At 70.1% G+C, this 21,083-nt stretch carries 17 protein-coding genes; 10 read left to right on the plus strand and 7 right to left on the minus strand.

The window, feature by feature from the left end:
• Positions 1-341 precede the first annotated feature (341 nt).
• The 4 genes from AHOG_RS08085 to AHOG_RS08100 form a co-directional block, all read right to left on the minus strand.
• Positions 342-1,229, minus strand: a complete 888-nt coding sequence (locus AHOG_RS08085) for an amino acid ABC transporter permease (protein ID WP_093940792.1) — start codon at positions 1,227-1,229, stop codon at positions 342-344.
• The gene (locus AHOG_RS08090) at positions 1,226-1,897 is read right to left on the minus strand and encodes an amino acid ABC transporter permease (RefSeq protein WP_093940793.1); all 672 of its coding nucleotides are present in this window, start codon (positions 1,895-1,897) and stop codon (positions 1,226-1,228) included. The genes AHOG_RS08085 and AHOG_RS08090 overlap by 4 nt, the downstream gene beginning before the upstream one ends.
• 80 nt (positions 1,898-1,977) lie before the next feature.
• Entirely contained in the window at positions 1,978-2,871 is an 894-nt protein-coding gene (locus AHOG_RS08095) for a glutamate ABC transporter substrate-binding protein (RefSeq protein ID WP_093940794.1), read from the minus strand.
• Between the two features lie 76 nt (positions 2,872-2,947).
• Positions 2,948-3,676, minus strand: a complete 729-nt coding sequence (locus AHOG_RS08100) for an amino acid ABC transporter ATP-binding protein (RefSeq protein WP_093940795.1) — start codon at positions 3,674-3,676, stop codon at positions 2,948-2,950.
• Positions 3,677-3,865: 189 nt separating this feature from the next.
• On the opposite strand from AHOG_RS08100, the gene miaB reads away from it, so the two are divergent.
• On the plus strand, positions 3,866-5,347 hold the full coding sequence (miaB, locus tag AHOG_RS08105; RefSeq protein WP_093940796.1) for a tRNA (N6-isopentenyl adenosine(37)-C2)-methylthiotransferase MiaB: 1,482 nt from the start codon (positions 3,866-3,868) through the stop codon (positions 5,345-5,347).
• A 16-nt stretch (positions 5,348-5,363) separates the two neighbouring features.
• Positions 5,364-5,852: an Rv2732c family membrane protein gene (locus tag AHOG_RS08110; RefSeq protein ID WP_157736713.1), complete on the plus strand. Its 489-nt coding sequence runs from the start codon at positions 5,364-5,366 to the stop codon at positions 5,850-5,852.
• Positions 5,853-6,490: 638 nt separating this feature from the next.
• Here AHOG_RS08110 and AHOG_RS08115 read toward each other — a convergent pair.
• Entirely contained in the window at positions 6,491-7,792 is a 1,302-nt protein-coding gene (locus tag AHOG_RS08115; RefSeq protein ID WP_093944269.1) for a DUF349 domain-containing protein, read from the minus strand.
• 199 nt (positions 7,793-7,991) lie between these two features.
• On the opposite strand from AHOG_RS08115, the gene AHOG_RS08120 reads away from it, so the two are divergent.
• The 3 genes from AHOG_RS08120 (at position 7,992) to dapF (ending at position 10,836) form a co-directional block, all read left to right on the plus strand.
• The gene (locus AHOG_RS08120) at positions 7,992-8,786 is read left to right on the plus strand and encodes a class III extradiol ring-cleavage dioxygenase family protein (protein ID WP_093940798.1); all 795 of its coding nucleotides are present in this window, start codon (positions 7,992-7,994) and stop codon (positions 8,784-8,786) included.
• 113 nt (positions 8,787-8,899) lie between these two features.
• Positions 8,900-9,838: a tRNA (adenosine(37)-N6)-dimethylallyltransferase MiaA gene (gene miaA, locus AHOG_RS08125; RefSeq protein WP_245856627.1), complete on the plus strand. Its 939-nt coding sequence runs from the start codon at positions 8,900-8,902 to the stop codon at positions 9,836-9,838.
• 125 nt (positions 9,839-9,963) lie between these two features.
• Positions 9,964-10,836, plus strand: coding sequence for a diaminopimelate epimerase (dapF, locus tag AHOG_RS08130; protein WP_093940800.1), 873 nt, complete (start codon positions 9,964-9,966; stop codon positions 10,834-10,836).
• A 172-nt stretch (positions 10,837-11,008) separates the two neighbouring features.
• Here dapF and AHOG_RS08135 read toward each other — a convergent pair whose 3' ends face one another.
• Positions 11,009-12,337: an MFS transporter gene (locus AHOG_RS08135; protein WP_157736714.1), complete on the minus strand. Its 1,329-nt coding sequence runs from the start codon at positions 12,335-12,337 to the stop codon at positions 11,009-11,011.
• A 279-nt stretch (positions 12,338-12,616) separates the two neighbouring features.
• Here AHOG_RS08135 and hflX point away from each other — a divergent pair, with 279 nt between their 5' ends.
• Positions 12,617-14,038, plus strand: coding sequence for a GTPase HflX (gene hflX, locus AHOG_RS08140; protein WP_169725827.1), 1,422 nt, complete (start codon positions 12,617-12,619; stop codon positions 14,036-14,038).
• A 34-nt stretch (positions 14,039-14,072) separates the two neighbouring features.
• The gene (locus AHOG_RS08145) at positions 14,073-15,140 is read left to right on the plus strand and encodes a hypothetical protein (RefSeq protein ID WP_093940803.1); all 1,068 of its coding nucleotides are present in this window, start codon (positions 14,073-14,075) and stop codon (positions 15,138-15,140) included.
• A gap of 312 nt (positions 15,141-15,452) precedes the next feature.
• Here the strand turns inward: AHOG_RS08145 and lexA are convergent, their stop codons facing one another.
• Positions 15,453-16,175 carry a transcriptional repressor LexA gene (gene lexA, locus AHOG_RS08150; RefSeq protein ID WP_093940804.1) on the minus strand — a complete coding sequence of 241 codons (723 nt, stop codon included), beginning with the start codon at positions 16,173-16,175 and terminating at the stop codon, positions 15,453-15,455.
• Between the two features lie 247 nt (positions 16,176-16,422).
• Here lexA and AHOG_RS08155 point away from each other — a divergent pair, with 247 nt between their 5' ends.
• From AHOG_RS08155 to AHOG_RS08165, 3 genes are all read left to right on the plus strand, one after another.
• Positions 16,423-16,950: a LysM peptidoglycan-binding domain-containing protein gene (locus AHOG_RS08155; RefSeq protein WP_093940805.1), complete on the plus strand. Its 528-nt coding sequence runs from the start codon at positions 16,423-16,425 to the stop codon at positions 16,948-16,950.
• A 213-nt stretch (positions 16,951-17,163) separates the two neighbouring features.
• The gene (gene nrdR, locus AHOG_RS08160) at positions 17,164-17,646 is read left to right on the plus strand and encodes a transcriptional regulator NrdR (RefSeq protein WP_093940806.1); all 483 of its coding nucleotides are present in this window, start codon (positions 17,164-17,166) and stop codon (positions 17,644-17,646) included.
• Between the two features lie 188 nt (positions 17,647-17,834).
• Positions 17,835-20,699, plus strand: coding sequence for a vitamin B12-dependent ribonucleotide reductase (locus tag AHOG_RS08165; RefSeq protein WP_093944270.1), 2,865 nt, complete (start codon positions 17,835-17,837; stop codon positions 20,697-20,699).
• Positions 20,700-21,083 lie beyond the last annotated feature (384 nt).

Here is a 21,083-nt window from a genome sequence, read left to right on the forward strand (position 1 = left end):
GACCGACGGCTCGGCGCCGTTGGCGGGTCGCGATCGTCCCAGCGGGTCGGGAGTGCACGGCGGGTGGAGACACACTGAGGAGGACGCAGCGGCCTTCCCCGCACGCCGTGCGGCGACCGGTCATCTCGGACCGGCGTTCCGCCGTGCCCGCGCGTCGACGGCATCGAGCGGTGTCGGCGTCGCCGCCGCAGGGCGGATCCGCCTCCCTGCGGCGCGCGGCGTCCGGCGACGGCGACCGGGCGCGTCACGACGAAGGCCGGGCCGGACACCAGCACGGTGTCGAGCCCGGCCTCCGATCGGCGCGTGAGCGTCGGTTCTCGCCGCCTCGCCGGTCGAGTCGTTCAGTCCCCGACGTCGATGTTCCGACCCGGCTCACCGGGCGCGGCGCCGGGGGCGCCGACGACGGCCTTCTTCTCGTCGCTCCGCTTGACCGCGACCCGCTTCGTCCGACGCTGCCGATTGTCCAAGACCCTGGCCAGCCAGGTGAGCAGCAGACACAGGATGATGTAGATCGCGGCGACGACCAGCGCGGTCGGGATCTGCGGGCGGTTGAACTGCCCGAGGCCGCCGATGAGCCTGGCGTAGTCCAGCAGCTCCTCATAGGTGATCAGGAAGCCGAGCGCGGTGTCCTTGAGCAGCACCACGAGCTGGCTGATGATCGCGGGCATCATCGCGCGCAGTGCCTGCGGCAGCAGCACCACGTTCATCACCTGGGTCTTGCGCATCCCGATGGCGTAGGCCGCCTCGCTCTGGCCCTTGGGCAGTGACAGCACGCCCGCGCGGAACACCTCGGCGAGCACCGCGCCGTTGTAGAGGGTCAGGCCGAGGACCAGCGCCCAGAGCTGGGACATCCCGAGGCCGTAGTAGAAGATGAAGATCAGCACGACCAGCGGGGCCGCCCGGAAGAACTCCACCACGATCATCGCCGGACCGCGGAACACCCCGTGGTCGGAGAGTCTGGCCGCCGCGAAGACCGCCCCGAACGCCAGCGCCAGCGCGGCACCGAGGCCGAAGGCCGTCAGCGTGTTGATCAGCGCGTTGCCCAGGCCGACCTGGACGTTGATGTAGAGGATCCACTCCCAGCGATCGGCGTCGAACTGCCCGGTCGCCCAGAAGCGGTAGCCGACGAATCCGACGCCGCCCACCAGGATCAGGACGCCGAGTACGCCGAGGAGACGGTTCCGGGCCCGAGCCTTCGGCCCCGGCAGGTCGTAGAGAACCGAGGTCATCGAGCCACACTCCAACGCTTTTCCAGGCTGCGCTGTAGCAGCGTCAGCGGAATGACCAGCAGAACGAAGATCACCAGCACCCAGACGAGCCCGTAGAACACGTCATAGCCGCGCTCGGAGAGGATGCTGCGCAGGGCACCCGCCTCGGCGACGGAGAACCCGGCCGCGATGGTGGTGTTCTTCAGCAGCGCGATCAGGACGCTGACCAGCGGCGGGAACACCGACCGCACCGCCTGCGGCAGGATCACCTCGCCGAGTGTCTGCGTGAAGGTCAGGCCCAGTGCCCTGGACGCCTCGGCCTGCCCGACGGGCACCGTGTTGATGCCGGACCGGAACACCTCGCACACGAAGGCGGCCGTGTAGAGCGACAGCGCGATCACGGCCGCGGTGAACGGCTGGAAGCTGTTCAACTCCAGGTACGGGTAGGCGAAGACGAAGAACACGAACACCAGCGTCAACGGCGTGTTCCGCACCACCGTCACGTACAGGGTGCCCATGGCCCGGAACACCGGCACCGGGCTCACGCGGAGCATCGCCAGGATCGCGCCGAGCACGACGGAGCCGATCACCGCGACGCCGAAGAGCCGAAGCGTGTTGCCGAATCCGCGCAGATAGGCGTCGGAGTTCTCGGCGAAGACCAGCCAGAAGTTCTGGATCTCGTCCAGCATTGTGTTCACGTGTCCTCATCCGGCAGCAAGAGAAGGACCGGTGGTCACCGCTCGCGGGTGACCACCGGCCCTGGTGTGACTCAGTACCGATCGACCTCGGGCTGTTCCACGGTGGTGCCCGACTGCCCCAGCGTGGCGTCGTAGATCTCCTGCCACTGGCCGTTCTCGCGCGCCTCGTCGAGGATGTCGTTCATCGCGTTGCGCAGGACCTCGTCGCCGAGGGGCAGGCCGATGCCGTAGGGCTCCTCCGAGAAGGTCTCGCCCACGACCCGAAGCTCGTCGGAGTTCTCGGCCGCGTAGCCGAGCAGGATCGCGTCGTCGGTGGTGACCGCGTCGACCTGGCCGTTGCGCAGCTGCTCCACGCACTCGGAGTACAGCTGGTACTCGCGGATGTTGGACTCCTCGGTCAGGCCCTCGTCCCGCACCCGCTGGATCGGGGTGGAGCCGGTGACCGAGCAGACGACCTTGCCCTCGAGGGCGTCGGGGCCGGTGATCTCCTCCTCGTCGGCGCGGACCAGCAGGTCCTGACCGGCGATGAAGTACGGGCCCGCGAAGTCGATCTGCTCCTTGCGGCCGTCGTTGATCGTGTACGTGCCGACGTAGTAGTCCACCTGCCCGTTGGCGATGGCCTGCTCACGCGACGCCGAGGGGATCGCCTGGTAGGTGATGTCGTCGGCGGGGTCGAAGCCCAGCTCGGCCGCGATGAGCCTGGCGATCTCGACGTCGAAGCCCGAGTACTCCCCGGTGGTCGGGTCGAGCAGACCCAGGCCGGGCTGGTCCTCCTTGACGCCGATGACCACGCCGCCGCGCTCCTGCATGGCGTCGAAGGTGGGGGAGCCCTCCAGGGCGACGTCGGAGGCGACCTCCCGGTCGACCGGCTCGGCTGCGTCCTCGCCCGGGCCGCCCTCACGCCCACAGGCGCTCAGTGCCAGCCCGCCGACGAGCAGAGTCACCGCAAGGTTGCGGATCTTCATCGTGGTGTCCTGCTTTCTGTCATCAGCGGCACCGCGCGCGCCGCAATGTGTACTTCGACTCCGACCGGGGCTGCCGTCAGTGCGTCAGGATCTTGCCGAGGAAGTCCTTGGCCCGGTCCGACTTCGGCTTGGTGAAGAACTCCTCCGGGGTCGAGTCCTCGACGACCTCGCCGTCGGCCATGAACACGACCCGGTGCGCCGCCTTGCGCGCGAAGCCCATCTCGTGGGTCACGACCAGCATGGTCATGCCCTCCTTCGCCAGGTCGGTCATCACGTCGAGGACCTCCTGCACCATCTCGGGGTCCAGCGCGGAGGTGGGCTCGTCGAAGAGCATCACCTTCGGCTTCATCGCCAGCGCACGGGCGATGGCGACCCGCTGCTGCTGGCCGCCGGAGAGCTGGGCGGGGTACTTCTCGGACTGGTTGGCGATGCCGACCCGTTCGAGCAGGCTCATCGCCAGCGTCCGGGCCTCCTCCTTGGGCAGCCTGCGGACCTTGATCGGCCCCAGCATCACGTTCTCCACGATGGTCTTGTGGGCGAACAGGTTGAACTGCTGGAAGACCATGCCGACGTCGGACCGCAGCCGGGCAAGCTCCTTGCCCTCGGAGGGCAGCGGCTGGCCGTCGACCTCGATGGAACCGGAGTTGATCGGCTCCAACCGGTTGATGGCCCGGCAGAGAGTGGACTTGCCCGAACCGGACGGGCCCAGCACCACGAGCACCTGCCCCCGGGGGACCGAGAGATTGATGTCCTTGAGCACATGCAGCGGCCCGAAGAACTTGTCCACGGCGGACACGCTGATCATTGGCGGCTGGCCTGGCGATGCGCTCATGGCCGCACACCATAACGGCAGCCACGACGAAATTGCTGTCGGTGCGGTGCTCCGTGACCTCACCGGTATTTTGCGGCGGCCCTCGGTGGGCCTGTGACCGGCCTCGACCGGCCACGACGCCCCGCCAGAGCGCCTCGGCGGCCGGCTCGTACCCTGAACCGCGTGACCCGAAGCTACGAAGTCCGCACGTACGGCTGCCAGATGAACGTGCACGACTCGGAGCGTCTGGCAGGTCTGCTGGAGGACGCCGGCTACGTTCGAGCCTCGGACGACGCCACCCCCGATGTCGTGGTCTTCAACACCTGCGCCGTACGGGAGAACGCCGACAACCGTCTGTACGGCAATCTCGGCCATCTCCGTCCCGTCAAGGCCGGGCATCCGGGGATGCAGATCGCCGTCGGCGGCTGCCTCGCGCAGAAGGACCGGAGCGAGATCGTCAAGCGGGCGCCCTGGGTGGATGTGGTGTTCGGCACCCACAACATCGGGTCGCTGCCCGCTCTGTTGGACCGGTCCAGGCACAACGACGAGGCCGAGGTCGAGATCCTGGAGGCCTTGGACGTCTTTCCGTCGACCCTGCCGGCCCGGCGTGACTCCGCGCACTCGGGGTGGGTGTCGATCTCGGTCGGCTGTAACAACACGTGCACCTTCTGCATCGTCCCCTCACTGCGGGGCAAGGAGCGGGACCGCAGGCCCGGCGAGGTGCTCGCCGAGGTGGAGGCGTTGGTCGCCGAGGGCGTGCTGGAGGTGACGCTGCTCGGGCAGAACGTCAACTCCTACGGCGTCGAGTTCGGGGATCGGCTGGCCTTCGGCAAGCTGCTGCGGGCCTGCGGCGGCATCGAGGGGCTCGAGCGGGTGCGGTTCACCTCGCCGCACCCCCGGGACTTCACCGACGACGTGATCGCGGCGATGGCCGCGACCGACAACGTCTGTCACCAGCTGCACATGCCCCTGCAGTCCGGCTCCGACCGGGTGCTCAAGGCCATGCGGCGTTCGTACCGCTCCGAGCGTTACCTCGGCATTCTCGATCGCGTCCGCGCCGCCATGCCGGACGCGGCGATCACCACCGACATCATCGTGGGCTTCCCCGGCGAGACCGAGGAGGACTTCGCCGCGACGCTGGACGTGGTGCGACGGGCCCGTTTCTCCTCGGCCTTCACGTTCCAGTACTCGCCTCGGCCGGGCACCCCGGCCGCCGAGCTGGACGAGCAGGTCCCCAAGGCCGTGGTCCAGGAGCGGTACGACCGGCTGATCGCCGTACAGGAGGAGATGTCCTGGGCGGCGAACAAGGAACTGCTCGGGCGGACGGTGGAGGTGCTCGTCGCGCAGAGCGAGGGGCGCAAGGACGGGGCGACCCGACGCCTGACCGGGCGTGCCAGGGACGGCAGGCTGGTGCACTTCGCGCCGGTGGGCCCCGAGATCGTCGGCGAGGTCCGACCGGGTGACGTCGTGACGACCCGGGTGGACTACGCCGCCCCGCACCATCTGGTGGCCGACGGCGCGGTGCTCTCGCATCGCCGCACGAGGGCCGGGGACAACTGGGAGGCGGGTGTCCGCCCGCAGACGCGCGGTGTCAGTCTGGGGCTTCCGTCGTTCGGTGTTCCTGCGGATCAGGCGCCCGCCGGGGACGGATGTCGTGCCGGATGAGCGAGAAGGCGGACGGATGAATCTGGAGACCGTGGACCCGAGCACGTCGTCGGAGCGCGCGGGACGTGTGCCCCTGACCAAGGCGGAGCGCCAGGCCTTGCGTCACTTCGAACCCGGCAGGCGAGCCCTGTTCCTGGCGGTGGGCGTGCTGGTGCTGCTCGCCGGGATCGCCTTGCCGTGGACGGGTGGTGCGACGGGGACCGACATCCTGCTCGGCACTTCCGACGAGGCGTTGGGGATCGGGGTGCTGCCGAGGATCTTCGTCGGGACGGTGCTGCTCTTCGGCGTGGGCGTGACGGCGTTGACCCTGATCCTGCGGCGGTGGTCGCTTGCCTGGGTATGTGCCTTCGGCTGCGGACACTCGGTGTTCGAAGGGATGCTCGCGATCTGGACGCGGCAGACGGGCGTCGACACCCCGGGACCCGGTGTCGGCCTCGTCATCACGGTCCTGGCGATCCTGTTCATGGCCGTGCAGTGGTTCAATCTCGCCTGGTCGCGTACCTGATCGCGGCCCTGCACCGTCGAGAGACGGGTCGGCGCCGCCGCCCGGCCGCCGCCAGGCGGCGCGGTGCCGTCGCTCCTCGGGTGCGTGCCGCCCGGCTCGAACGACGGCCGTCCGGCCGTCTCCCCGACGGGGAGACCTTGATCCGGCCGGGCGGCCCGGCGGACCCCTGGCAGAACCATGGTGTCGTCGGTTCGACATCCGCCCGCAGACACGGGACGCCGGGCGCCGGCGGCGGGCAGCTCGATACGGCGGTCTGCGGTTGTCGCGTCGATCTCCGAACGTCTTCGCCCCGCCGACGCGGGCGTCCGACGGCCTCGAACAGTGCTGCGCGTGCCGCGAGCCACGTCATCGCGCCAGTCCTCCGTCCGCCCGTCTCCCGGACTCGCGTCGGCTCGCGTCGCGGGGGTCGGTCCGGCCTGTGCGGTCGCCGGGTCACGGCGGAGTCGGACTCGACCGGCATGAGACCGCCGGCCGCGGCCGGCGTAGACCTGGGGGCGTGCCCGGCGGACGACCGTAGATCTCACGTCTCCCGCCCGACGGCGGATGTGCCCGCCTCGCCTCGCCGCCCGTGAAAGACGTCGCCGGGCCCCGTATTCAGTCGGGACCCGGCGACGCGGCTCGGTCGTACGGCGATCTGATCAGCGCGTGGCCAGCGCCTGCTCGGCCGCGGTCAGCCACTCCCGCCACTGCGCGGCCTGTGCCTCGGCCTGCTCGGCCTTGCGTCGGTTGCCCGCCGCTCTGGCCTTCTCCGCCTGCGCCTCGAACTGCTCGACGCGCTCACGGAACTGCGCCACCCGTGCCTCGGCCTCGGGGTCCGTACGACGCCAACGGGCATCGGTGGCCTCCCGAACGCCGTCCTCGACCGCCCGAAGCCTGCCTTCGAGTTCCCGGATGCGGTCCCTGGGCACCTTGCCGATCTCGTCCCAACGCTCCTGAATGCGCTGGAGCTGTGCCCGTGCCGCCTCGAGGTTCTTCGTCGGATCGAGCTGCTCGGCCTCGGCGAGCAGCTTCTCCTTCTCCTCGGCGTTGACGGCGAACTCCGCGTCGCGTTCCTCGAAGGTCGCCGACCGCCGGGAGAAGAACCGGTCCTGCGCCGCGCGGAAGCGCTGCCAGAGTGCCTCGTCGGCGTCCTTGGGCGCTCGGCCCGCCGCCTTCCAGTCCGTCATCAGCTGGCGGTACCTGGCGGCGGTGTCGGCCCAGTCGCTGGAGTCGGCGATCTGCTCGGCCTCCTCGGCGAGCTCCTGCTTGCGAGCCTTGGCCACGAGCCGCTGCCGGTCGAGGTCGGCGAAGTGAGCGCCGCGCCTGCGGTTGAACCCGTCCCGAGCCTTGGCGAAGCGCCGCCAGAGCTGTTCGTCGGTCTTGCGGTCGACGCCCCGGATCTCCTTCCACTCGTCGACGATGGCCCGGAGCCGGTCGCCCGCAGGCTTCCACTGAGTGGACTCCGCGGCGATCTGCTCGGCCTCCTCGGCGAGCGCCTGCTTCCGTGCGGTGGCCGCGGACCTGGCCTCCTCACGCTCCTGCTTGGCGACGCCGACGGCCTGTTCCGCGACGGCCACGAGGTGGTCGAGCCGGACGGCGAGCGCGGCGAGATCACCCACCACCGCCGCCTCGTTCAGGCCGTCTCGAAGCTGCTGCGCACTCGTGAGGGACTGTTTCGGGTCGCCTGCCTTCGAGGCCAGTCGGGCCTCCAGCAGTCCCGCCTCGGTCAGCAGGTCGTCGAAACGCCGTGCGTAGTGCGCCAAACCCTCCGCGGCGTCGCCTGCCTGCCAGGAGCCGACCGCACGTTCACCGGTCTCACTGGTCACGAAGACGGTCCCGTCCGCGTCGACGCGCCCCCACCGGCCGGGTTCCCTGGACGCCTGGGGTACCGAGGGCGTCGGGGTGGCGGGACGTGCGCTCTCCTGCGCCGCAGCCCCTGGGGTCGTCTGCTGCTCGGTCATAGCCGGCTCCTCCTTGCCTGCCGCCTTCATGCCCGTGGTGTCCACGGACGCCTCGCCTGAACGAGGCCGAAGCACGCGGGTCCGTGCCGGATCGGCTGATACCCGCGCGGGCATTCAAACAGGTCAACTCGCTCTTGGGTACCGCAAGGCCCGCACTCGTCGTCGCGGAGCTGGTCCCGGGGCGGCTAGCGTAGGGCGGGTGATCGTCGGTGTAGCGGTCCTTCCGCACCCTCCGTTGCTGGTCCCCGAGCTGGTGACCGGCGCGGTGACCGCGACCGCGCCGGTCCGGGACTCCTGCGTGGCCGCCGCTGTCGAGCTTCGTGACCTCGCGACGGACTGGGTCGTGATCGCCTCGGGCGCGGTGGAGTCGAGGGACTTTCGAGGAGCGGCGACGTTCGCCGGGTACGGCAGGCCGGTGGAGGTCCGTCTGGCGGAGCCCGTGCACGAGGAGGAGATCGCCTCCGAGTTCGAGCCAAGGGTTCGGACGAAGCGGGGCACTCAGGCAGTACCGGGATCTCGGACGGAGCCCGACCCGTCCTGGCCGTTGCCGCTGCTGATCGCGGGCTGGCTGCGTGGCCGGGTCGGCGCCCGCCGGGTACGGCCGCTGCTCGTCGACGAGCGACTCTCGACCGCGGAGTGTCTGGCCGAGGGCGCCGAGCTGGCCACGCGCCTGGCGGGTGCCGAGGCCGTCGGGCTGCTCGTTCTGGGGGACGGCTCCGCCCGGGTGTCCGAGCGATCGCCGCTGCCCGCCGACCCGCGTGCCGCCGCCTTCGACGAGGCGACGGCACACGCGCTCGGCGCGCCGTCGCCCGAGGCACTGGCCGCCCTGGATCCGAATGAGGCGAGCGACCTCGCGGTGAGCGGGCGGGCACCGTGGCAGGTGCTCGCAGGCGCGGTCTCGGCGTCCTCGGCGCGGTGGACGGCCGAGCTGCGTTATTCGGCCGCACCGTTCGGCGTCCGTTATCACGTGGCCTCGTGGCGCCCGGTGCCCTGACTCCGACCCGCGGGACGGCGAGGTCTGGTGAACGGCCTGCGCCGAGCGGCGCAGCACAGACACGGGCACCCTGACCGGCGGCCCGCGCGGTCTCCGGCTCTACGCTGACTCCCGTGAGACATCCCCTTGTGAGGCTGGTCGCCGTGGTGGGTCCGACCGCCACGGGGAAGTCCGATCTCGGGGTGCGGCTGGCCGAGGAGACCGGCGGCGAGGTGGTCAACGCCGATGCGATGCAGCTCTACCGGGGCATGGACATCGGAACGGCGAAGATCACCGGAGCCGAGCGTCGCGGCGTGCCGCACCACCAGCTCGACGTGCTCGACGTCACGGAGACGGCCTCGGTGGCGGCCTACCAGCGGCATGCCCGTGGCGTGGTCGAACGTCTTCTCGCCGCCGAGACGCCGCCGATCCTGGTCGGCGGGTCCGGGCTGTACGTGCAGGCGGTGCTCGACGAGCTCGAGTTTCCCGGCACCGACCCGGCGACCCGGGCACGCCTGGAGGCGCAGCTGGCGGCGGAGGGCGCCTCGGCGTTGCACGCCCGACTGTCGGCCGTCGACCCCACGGCCGCGGCGGCGATCCTGCCGAGCAACGGCCGCAGGCTTGTCCGGGCCCTGGAGGTCGTCGAACTGACCGGGCGGCCGTTCTCCGCGACGATGCCCAGGCCGGGGCCGCCACGCTACGACGCGGTGCTGATCGGGTTGGATCGCGAACCCTCGGTGTTGGACGAGCGGGTGGATCAGCGGGTGACCCGGATGTTCGACGCCGGTCTGCTGTCCGAGGTGCGCTCGCTGCTCGGCGTCGGCCTGCGCGCAGGCCGGACCGCCTCGCGGGCACTGGGCTATCAACAGGTGGTGGCGGCGCTGGACGCGGGCGGCTCCGAGGCCGATCTCGCCGCGGCGGCGGTCGACACGGCCCGTGCCACCCGCCGTTTCGTCCGCAGACAGCGCTCGTGGTTCCGGCGGGACAAGCGCGTCCGTTGGTGGGACGCGGGCGAGCCGGGGCTGTTCGAGGACGTCCTGCGGCACACCGGGCTGCGTCCGGCCGGTCGCTAGCGATCCGCTAGGGCGGGGGTCCGGCCGGCTGCCACCGGCCTGTCGATTCGGCGGTGCTGCCCGCTTCGGAGATCGGCGGCCGGTCATGACGAGAGAAGACCATGGCCACGCCCTAGGCTGTTCGGGTGACCGACGTGCGCTTCATCAAGGGACACGGGACGCAGAACGACTTCGTCGTGCTGCCCGACGCCGATGGTGATCTGGAGCTGACCGCGCAGCGGGTACGCGCCCTGTGCGATCGCGGACGCGGCCTCGGCGCCGACGGCGTCCTTCGTGTGGTGCGGACGGGGGCGTCGGGCGTGTCGGCTCCAGACCTCGACCCCGACCTGTGGTTCATGGACTACCGCAACGCCGACGGCTCCGCGGTGGAGATGTGCGGCAACGGGGTCCGTGTGTTCGCGCACTACCTGGTCGAGTCCGGTCTCGTGTCGCCGGGTGAGTTCGCGATCGGCACCCGATCCGGTCCGAAGCAGGTCCGTGTCGACGTCGACGGCATCGTGACGGTCGACATGGGCGCCGTGCGCATCGGTGCGCCGAGCACCGCCGTCGTCGGCGGCCGGGCCTTCGACGGGGTGGCGGTCGACGTGGGCAATCCACACCTGGCCTGTGTGCTGGGCTCCGCCGACGACCAGGCCGAACCCAGGGCCGAGGTGCTGTCCGGCCTGGATCTCACCGTCCCGCCCACGTATGACTCCGGGGTCTTCCCGGCAGGAGTGAACGTCGAGTTCATCGTGCCGATCGAGGAGAACCTGGCCCGGATGCGAGTACATGAACGGGGCGTGGGGGAGACGCGATCCTGCGGAACGGGCACCGTGGCCGCCGTCGCGGCCGTGCTGCGGTCCACGGGCCGCTCCACCGGCCGGGTACTGGTCGACACGCTCGGCGGCAGACTCACGGTGACCATCGGTCATGACGACTCTCAACTCGCCGGACCAGCGGTGCTGGTGGCCGAGGGACGGCTCGACGCGCTGTGGTGGCAGCAGGCCGGTCTGGACTGACCGACATCGGACCGGTGCGGACCGACTGCCGGTGAACCCGTGCTCGCGTGCGCGTCCGCCGTCGATGTCCGGTGTCCCGACCACGCGCCGCGCCCGGCGGTCGTTCGTCGCCGCAGCGGTGCTCCGTGCCTTCCTCCAGGCCGTCCGGTGCGGGTCGCCGTCCGTGCGGAGGTCAACGGGCCGAGGTGTCGGGCTCGTCGTGGCGATCACGATCCGGCTCGTCGCCGACGATCCTCGTCAGGTCCGCCTCGGCGGACAGCAGCTCCTCCGGTGCCTCGCGGAGGTGCCGCAGCGGCGCGACGAACAGCAGGCAGCAGGCGAGAGTCATGCCCACCGCCGCGATCATGATCGCCGCGCGGATGCCGAGGAGAGCGCCGAGCGCGCCGCCCGCCAGCGCACCCAGCGGGATGACGCCCCAGGTGAGGAACCGCGTCGAGGCGTTGACCCGTCCCAGCAGCCGGTCGGGGCACACCGACTGTCGCAGGCTGACCTGGAGGACCGCGAAGACGACCGTCCCGTAGCCGCCGACGAAGACGCCGACGACGAACAGCGAGAGTGCCCATCCTCGGTCGGCGAAGGGCACGAGGAGGCGGAACGGCGTGGTCAGCACGGTCACCACGATCAACGCCCGGACGGTGCCGAAGGAGTTCGACCAGAATCGAGTGGTCAGCCCGCCGAGGATGCCGCCCGCGCCCGTGACCGAGAGCAGCAGACCGACGCTGCCCTCCGCCAGCTGGAGGTCGCGTACCAGGAACAGCACGTTGACGGCCACGTACACGTTCAGGAAGAAGTTGTGGATCATGCTGAACAAGGTCGTCGGCCGCAGCAGCCAGTGTGCGAACAGGAAGCGCAGGCCCTCGCCGATCTCCTCGGTGAGTCTGCCCCGCGGCTGGACGGCGACCGCGGGCCGCTCACGGTTCATCCTGCCCAACAGCAGCAGTGACGCCACGAAGCCGAACACGCTGGCGACGAGGGCGTTGGTCGCACCGAGCAGCTGAGCCAGCGCACCGCCCGCCGGCCTGCCGGAGAAGTGCATGACCTGCCTGCTGGTGTGCAGTCGTCGATTGGCCTCGGGCAGGTCGACACGGGCGACGAGGCTCGGCAGGTAGGACTGGCTCGCGACTTCGAAGAGGGTGAACATCGCCCCGCACAACAGTGAGACGGCGAGCAGATGCGGGTAGGTCAGCGCCCCGGCCCACCAGGCGATGGGCACGGACGCCAGCAGGAGAGCCTGCCCCGCCTCCGCGTAGCGCATCACGGGTAGCCGACGCATCCGATCCGCCCACGCGCCGGCGGGCAGGCCGATGAGCAGATTGGCCGCCGTGCCCGCCGCCGTGAGCAGGCCCATCTCCACCGGTCCCGCCTCCAGCACGGTCGCGGCGATCAGCGGGATGGCGACGAAGTGGACTGCGGTGCCGAACTGGCTGGCTACGTCGCTGAGCCACAGCACACCGAAGTCCCGGTGCTGCCCCGTGCGGCGCGGATGAGGGTTTCCGGTCACGAGACCGCACAGTTGCGGAACCATATTCCCAGGTCAACGGCTTCTCAGCGCAGACGAGGCGAGCGGTCGTTTTCCGAGTGCGAAAGGACTTGATCCATCAGCCGGACTAATCAGTTCGGCTGTTCGTCCCCGAGCTCCTCGGCGTGACCGCCGACTTCCGACCCGGCTCGGCGGGGAATGGATACGCCTCGCGATTCGCTCTAGTGGGGTGACGTGGCGAAGCAAGCTGGAGAAACGCGCTTGCGGTGCGTGAGATGATGGAGGCGTATGACGACATCGATGCAGAGGCCCGATGAGGCCCGTGAAGAGTTCCTGTCCGGCGGCGATCTGGAGCGCTCCGAGCGCGCGGCGCTACGTCGGGTGGCAGGCCTGTCGACGGAGCTGGCGGACGTCAGCGAGGTCGAGTACCGGCGGCTTCGGCTGGAGCGCGTGGTGCTGGTCGGCGTCTGGACCGACGGCGACGTCGCCGACGCCGAGGCATCCCTCGCCGAGCTGGCCAGGCTTGCCGAGACGGCGGGGTCCGAGGTGCTGGACGGCCTGGTTCAGCGCAGACAACGACCCGACCCGGCCACCTACATCGGCTCCGGCAAGGTGCTGGAGCTGCGTGACCTCGTCGCGGACAGCGGCGCGGACACCGTGATCTGCGACGGCGAGCTGTCGCCCGGTCAGCTGCGCCAGCTCGAGGACAAGCTGAAGGTCAAGGTCATCGACCGGACGGCGCTGATCCTCGACATCTTCGCCAGTCACGCGCGGTCGCGGGAGGGCAAGGCGCAGGTCGAGCTGGCCCAGCTCCGGTATCTGCTGCCGAGGCTGCGTGGCTGGGGTGACGCGATGTCCCGGCAGGCGGGCGGCCAGATGGGCAACGGCGGCATCGGCACCCGAGGCCCCGGTGAGACGAAGCTCGAGACGGACCGCAGGCGGATTCACAAGCGGATATCGAAGCTGCGTCGCGAGATCCTCGACATGAGCAGGATGCGCGAGACCAAGCGGGGCCGGCGGATCGCCAACGAGATTCCCAGCGTCGCCATCGCCGGCTACACCAACGCAGGCAAGTCGAGTCTGCTCAACGCCATCACCGGCGCGGACGTCCTGGTCGAGGACGCGCTGTTCGCGACGCTCGACCCGACCACCCGTCGCGGTACGACGCCGGACGGACGGACACTGACCTACACCGACACCGTGGGCTTCGTCCGGCACCTGCCTCATCAGCTGGTCGACGCTTTCCACTCCACGCTGGAGGAGGTGGGCGAGGCACAGCTGCTGGTGCACGTCGTGGACGGCGCGGACCCGCGGCCAGAGCGTCAGGTCTCCTCCGTGCGCGACGTGCTGGCCGAGATCACCAAGGACCGCGACGAGCAGATGCCGCCGGAACTGCTCGTGGTGAACAAGACGGATGCGGCCGACGAGGTCGCCGTCGCCCGGCTGCGACACCTGCTGCCGGGCGCGGTCTTCGTCTCGGCCCGTACCGGTGCGGGCATCGAGGCCCTCCGTGAGCGCATCGCTGAACTGATTCCCCGGCCGGACTCGCTCGTCGAGGTCTTCGTGCCCTATACGGACGGTCGGCTGGCCGCGCGTCTGCACGCGGAGGGCGAGGTCCTGGAAGAACGGCATTCTGATGAGGGCACGACGATCCGGGCACGGGTGGGCGAGAGCCTGGCAGCCGAGCTGGCCGACTCGCTCGTGGAGGCCGCCGCGGACTGAGCGACGCGGAGAGGCGAGGGCGGCGCGTAGGGTTGTGCCGCTGCTCGCCGCAGGGCTGCTCGCCTCGGCGGCGCCCGCCTGGGCGGCCGTCGCCGTTCCCGAGCCGGAGCCGGTGTGCGTGATGACCGATCCGGCGGTCACCATGCTCTCGGGCCTGGTGTCCGACGGCGACCGCTGGTACATGGTCAACGACCACGATCCGCTCGTTCAGGTGTTCGTGGTCGGGCGGGACTGCGTCGTCGAGAGGGTGATCCCGACCGGGGTCGATCATTACGACGTCGGCGATCTGGCGATGGCTCCCGACGGGACCCTGTGGGTCGCGGAGACGGGGGACAACCGACTTCGACGCGAGACGGTCGCTCTGGTCTCCGTCCGGCCGGACGGGGTCGCCGCACTGCATCGACTCACCTACCCGGACGGCCCGCGCGACGCCGAGGCGCTGCTGATCGGTCGCGACGGCGTCCCGTACATCGTGACGAAGCAGCTGATCGGCCCGGCGGAGATCTACCGGCCTGCCGAGCCGTTGGCCGTGCCGGGCCCGGTGCCTCTGGAACGGGTGGGCGAGGTACGGCTGAGCGGCTCGGACACTCCCGGCGGCCCTGTGCCGGGCTTCGTCGGCTCCTTCCTGGTCACCGGTGGTTCAGTTCACCCGGACGGGACGATGGTGGCCCTGCGCACCTACACCGACGCCTACCTCTTCTCCGCGCCCGACGGTGACGTGCTCAGCGCGCTGGCGGGTGAACCACTGCGTATCCCGCTGCCGAACGAGCCGCAGGGCGAGGCGGTGGCGTGGGAACCGGACGGGACGCTGCTCAGCGGTTCGGAGGGCGCGGATCAGCCGATCCGTGCGGTGCCTGATGCCGCCGGACTCCTCGTGGCGGAGCTGGAACGTCGGGATCGGGAGGCGGCGGCGTCGACCGACCCGGAACCCGAACGCGGCGAGTCCGTCCACGGCGCAGCGCGGTCGGGGGAGGCCTCGGCGAACTCGGATGCGGTGAGCTCGCCGCGGTGGCAGGAGTTGGGACTCAGCGTGAGCGCCGTGCTGATCGCGGCGGCGACGCTGGCGTGGTGGCGCGGCAGGGGCCGCCGCGCCCGGCGGTGACCGTGCCGCCTGCACGGCGTAAGCGGCGTTCGCGGACGCAGGCGTGGAGCCCGGTGGGCCGAGGGGCGTCACCGGCCGTCCGCCGCACCGCGGGGTGTGAAATGGGTTCCGACCATCGGAGGGGCCGGTGGCGCCGTGCACCGGCCGCCGCCGTCCTACCGAAGCCGGGACGTCGCCCGGAGCCCGCGCGCCGTGTCGCCGCCACCGCGACCGGCCCGCCGTCGGTGAAAGGGCACTGCAGGGTGGCGGTCCTGCGGTGCCTCGTCCCGCCGCCTGCCGGGCCGGTCGTGCGGCCGGGCCGGTCGCGTGCGTCTAGAGCCTGCGTAGCACGGCGACGACCTTGCCGAGGATCGTCGACTCGTCGCCGAGGATCGGTTCGTAGGCCGGATTGCGCGGCATCAGCCACACATGGTCGTCCCGTCGCTTGAAGGTCTTCACCGTGGCCTCGCCGTCGATCATCGCGGCGACGACGTCGCCGTTCTCGGCGGTGGGCTGTTGGCGCACGACCACCCAGTCGCCGTCGGTGATCGCCACGTCGATCATCGAGTCGCCCGCGACCTTCAGCAGGAACAGCGAACCCTCGCCGACGATCTCGCGAGGCAGCGGGAAGACGTCCTCCACGGCCTGCTCCGCGAGGATCGGTCCGCCTGCGGCGATCCTGCCCAGCATCGGGACGTACACGGGCGCGCCGTCCGCATCGGTCGCCGTGCCCGCCGCCTGTGCGACACGGTCGACGGGCAGCACGCCGACGGCCCGAGGTCGGTTCGGGTCGCGGCGCAGATAGCCCTTGCGCTCCAGGGTCCTGAGCTGGTGTGCGACCGAGGAGGTGGAGGTCAGCCCGACCGCCTCGCCGATCTCCCGCACGCTCGGCGGGTAGCCGTTGCGATCCAGCCACTCACGGATCACCGCCAGCACTCTCTGCTGCCGGGGGGTCAACTCCTCGACCGTCGTGGTCTCGGACTGCTCGGGTAGTGCACGCACCGCCGCGCCATCGCGCGCGCCGCCGGTGTCCTGCGCCGTCGTCTTGCGTGCCATCTCGTGCCTCCCGGCCTGTCGTGCAGGCCTCACTCCGCCACCCTTCGCGGGTGCCCCATCAGTCATTCTCACGCTACGTGCTCGTGGAGAGACCACAACGGTAACTCGTGAACTACGCAAGATCAAACACCTGTTCGAAGGAATTCGTCCCCCGGGCTGGCCATCTCGCGAATGTGGTGATACAAATTCGCACAGCGGTTCGATCGAACGTCTGTTCGAATCATGAAAGACCTTCGCGGGAGGACTCGTGACCATCATCTCGGACGAGCGCACCCGAAGTCCTCGGGGCGATGGCGGTGCCCCCGGCGATCGGCGGCCGGGGCGGGCCCGCTCGCGCCCGCGACGGGCGGAGCGTCTCGTCGTGGACCGGGCGGCGGCACGGCGTGGTCGGCTGCTGCGGCTGGGCACGGCGTGTTCGGCGGGCGGTTCAGGAGTGTGTCGCGTGCGGCGAGGGCCGGGCAGGCCGAGGGCGGGTCGGTACCGGGTCGGGGCGTTCGGGTCGAGCCTGTGGGCGCTGCTGCTCGTCGCGGCGCTGCTCGGAGCGGCCTGGGTCTCGTCCCGGCCCGCCGCCGACGGCCCGGTCCCCGTCGAGACGACGACTGTCACGGTGGGGGCGGGCGAGACGGTCTGGTCGATAGCGCGGCGGACGGTCCCCGAGAGTGCCCCGGCGGAGGTCGTCGAGCGAATTCGACTGCTCAACGGGCCCGACATCGCCGAGCTGCGCGTGGGTCGGGTGCTGCGGGTCCCCGCGGCGGGCCGAGGCTTACGCGGGTGAGTCGGGGCCTCGCCTCGTCGGTCTCCTCGACCGGCGTGTCGGACCGCATGTCGACTTGCAATCCGATCGATCGGAGCCTAGGTTCTACCCCAACATCTTGTGGTTGCACCGGCTGGCGTGTCCACAGATTGGGGTTTTGCCACAGTTCGTGCTGAGGCGGTGGCAGAATGACACGGGCAGCTCTCGGTGACCGGTTATGTGAGGTGATGGATCGTGCGGTGCCCGTTCTGCAGGCACCCCGACTCGCGCGTGGTCGACTCCCGTGAGGTGGAGGACGGTCAGGCGATTCGGCGCAGACGATCCTGCTCCGACTGCGGGCGGCGGTTCACCACCGTAGAGGAGTCGGTCCTCGCCGTGGTGAAACGCTCCGGGGTCACCGAGCCGTTCAGCCGGGACAAGGTCGTCCGAGGCGTCCGACGTGCCTGTCAGGGCAGGCCGGTCAACGAGGACGCACTGCAGCAGCTGGCACATCGGGTCGAGGACGCCATCCGGGCGACCGGGTGCGCGGAGATCCCCAGTAACGAGGTCGGACTGGCGATCCTCAGCCCGCTGCGCAGCCTTGACGAGGTCGCCTATCTGCGCTTCGCGAGTGTGTACAGATCCTTCTCCTCGGTGGAGGACTTCGAGAAGGAGATCGCCGAACTGCGGACGGCGGACCCTGCGGGCGAACGGCCTTCTGGAGAGGCCCTCGTCTGATCGACACGCTGACGGGCGGCGGCGGCGGCCCTTTCGGCGGACGGGTGGGAATCACAGTGCGGCACCGTCTCGGCTCGGGCTGAGACGGTGCGATCAGCGATGAACACGGTGCGGTACCGAGCCGGGTCCCGGCCGGACGATGAGGGGATCGTCCGGGCCTTCGACCCTGGAGAATGAGAGTGAGCGGCATGACAGAGACCGTCGGGAGTGCGCCGGCACGGTCCAAGCGGGCCAAGGCGGCGGCGAACACGGCGAGCCCGTCGGGCGAGCCGGGCGGCGACGCGGGGGCGCGTCTCCGAGTGCGCCGAGTGCACACCACTGAGGGCGTCCATCCCTACGACGAGGTGACGTGGCAGCACCGCGACGTGGTGATGACGAACTGGCGTGACGGTTCGGTCAACTTCGAGCAGCGTGGCGTCGAGTACCCCGACTTCTGGTCGGTCAACGCCGTCAACATCGTCACGAGCAAGTACTTCCGCGGTGCGGTCGGCTCCGAGCAGCGGGAGCACAGCCTGCGGCAGCTCATCGACCGGGTCGTCAAGACCTACGTCGCGGCGGGCGTCGAGAACGCCTATTTCGACACCGACGAGGACGCGCTGGTCTTCGAGCACGAGTTGACCTGGATGCTGTTGCACCAGGTGTTCAGCTTCAACTCCCCGGTGTGGTTCAACGTCGGGACGACCTCGCCGCAGCAGGTCTCGGCCTGTTTCATCCTCGCCGTCGACGACACGATGGAGTCGATCCTCAACTGGTACCGAGAAGAGGGGCTGATCTTCAAGGGCGGCTCGGGCGCGGGATTGAACCTGTCGCGCATCCGGTCCTCCCGTGAGCTGCTCTCCTCGGGTGGGACCGCCTCCGGCCCGGTGTCGTTCATGCGTGGCGCCGACGCCTCCGCAGGCACCATCAAGTCCGGCGGTGCCACCCGGCGTGCCGCCAAGATGGTCGTCCTCGACGTCGATCACCCCGACATCGCGGAGTTCGTCGAGACCAAGGCCAAGGAGGAGGCGAAGGTCCGCGTGCTGCGTGACGCGGGCTTCGACATGGACCTGGGCGGCTCCGACATCGTGTCGGTGCAGTACCAGAACGCGAACAACTCCGTGCGGGTCTCCGACGAGTTCATGCGGGCGGTGGAGTCCAAGGGCGACTTCGGTCTTCGTGCCAGGCTCACCGGCGAGGTGATCGACGAGGTCGACGCGGAGGACCTCTTCGGCAAGATCGCCCAGGCGGCCTGGGAATGCGCCGACCCGGGGATCCAGTACGACGGGACGATCAACGACTGGCACACCTGCCCGGAGTCGGGGCGTATCTCCGCGTCCAACCCGTGCTCGGAGTACATGCACCTGGACAATTCCAGCTGCAACCTGGCCTCGCTCAACCTGATGAAGTTCCTCAAGGAGGACGGCACCTTCGACGGTGAGCTCTTCGAGAAGTCGGTCGAACTGGTCATCACCGCGATGGACATCTCGATCTGCTTCGCGGACTTCCCGACCGAGGCCATCGGCGACACCACCCGCCGGTTCCGTCAGTTGGGAATCGGCTACGCCAACCTGGGCGCACTGCTGATGGCGACCGGGCACGCTTACGACTCGGAGGGCGGCCGGGCCCTCGCCGCCGCCATCACCTCGCTCATGACCGGGGTGGCCTACCGGCGGTCGGCGGAGCTGGCGGGCATCGTCGGCGCGTACGACGGCTACGCGCGCAACGCCGAGGCGCACCAGCGGGTCATGCGCAAGCACTCCGCGGCCAACGACGAGATCCGCACCCTGCACGCCAACGACGCCGCCGTCCGAACCCTGGCGGGTCGGGCCTGGCAGCAGGGGTTGGAGATCGGTGCGCGCAACGGATGGCGCAATGCACAGGCCAGCGTGCTGGCCCCCACCGGCACCATCGGGCTGATGATGGACTGCGACACCACCGGCATCGAGCCGGACCTGGCGTTGGTGAAGTTCAAGAAGCTCGTCGGCGGCGGGTCGATGCAGATCGTCAATCAGACCGTTCCCCGTGCCCTCTCCGCGCTGGGCTACCAGCAGGAGCAGGTGGAGGCGATCGTCGAGTACGTCGCCGAGCACGGGCACGTGATCGACGCCCCCGGTCTGCGCGCCGAGCACTACGAGGTCTTCGACTGCGCCATGGGAGCCCGGTCGATCTCCCCGCTGGGCCACGTGCGGATGATGGCGGCGGTGCAGTCCTTCATCTCCGGTGCGATCTCCAAGACGGTGAACATGCCGGAGGACGCCACCGTCGAGGACGTCAAGGAGATCTACTTCCAGGGCTGGAAGCTGGGCCTGAAGGCCCTGGCGATCTACCGGGACAACTGCAAGGTCGGCCAGCCGCTGTCGGCGTCCAAGAGCAACACGGCGGAGAAGACTCCGGAGACGGTGGTCGAGTACCGGCCGGTGCGCAAGCGCCTGCCCAAGAAGCGTCCGAGCCAGACCTACTCCTTCACGGTCGGGGGCGCGGAGGGCTACCTGCACGCGGGCTCCTACCCGGACGACGGCCTCGGCGAGATGTTCGTCAAGCTCGGCAAGCAGGGGTCCACGCTGGCAGGTGTGATGGACGCCTTCTCCATGTCCATCTCCGTGGGTCTGCAGTACGGCATTCCGCTGGAGTTCTACGTCTCGAAGTTCCAGAACCTGCGTTTCGAGCCTGCGGGCATGACCGACGATCCGGACATCCGCATCGCCACCAGCGTGCTGGACTACCTGTTCCGGCGGATGGCCCTGGACTACCTCCCGTATGAGAAGCGGGCGGAGCTGGGCGTGTTCACGGCCGCGGAGCGCACCGCGCAGGTCGAGGCCGACTACTCGGACGCCGCGGCGTCGGTGAGCGAGAAGGTGGACCTCGAGGAGCTTCGCACCTCGGTCGACGCCGACTCCACATCCGGCGGCGATCGACGGTTGGAGCGTCCGGTGGGCAGCTCCACGGAGTTGATGGAGCTGCGGCTGGGCAAGGCCGCGGACGCGCCGCTGTGCTTCACCTGCGGCACGAAGATGCGTCCATCGGGCTCCTGCTACCTGTGTGAGGGCTGCGGCTCGACCTCCGGGTGCAGCTGACCTTCGGCGCTCCTCCGGAGAGGTGACTGGTCGGGCCGGGGCGCGAGCATGCGCCCCGGCCCTGCACCGGGTGACCGCCGATCGGCCCGCGAGCCGGGAGGAGACCGATAGATCGGCGACCGTCCGTCTGCCGCGTCGACGTGGCGATCGTCGGCGCCGAGCCGGATCGTCGGCGTCGTGCCGATTCCGTCCTCTGCCGAGGTCGTCTCCTCCGGAGCGGCCCGGCGAGGCGTCGCCAGGCGGAGCCGACCGCGTCTCCGTCGGGACGGAGTCTGAAGCCGGTCCTGGCCTGGGCGGACCGAGTCGGGATCGTGGGAGGTGCGGCGACTCTCCAGTACCGAGTCGGTCCGCCCGCGGCCGGGCCGGATGGCACTCCCAGGGCCG

The sequence above is a fragment of the Actinoalloteichus hoggarensis genome, from assembly GCF_002234535.1.
GTDB classification, from domain to species: domain Bacteria; phylum Actinomycetota; class Actinomycetes; order Mycobacteriales; family Pseudonocardiaceae; genus Actinoalloteichus_A; species Actinoalloteichus_A hoggarensis.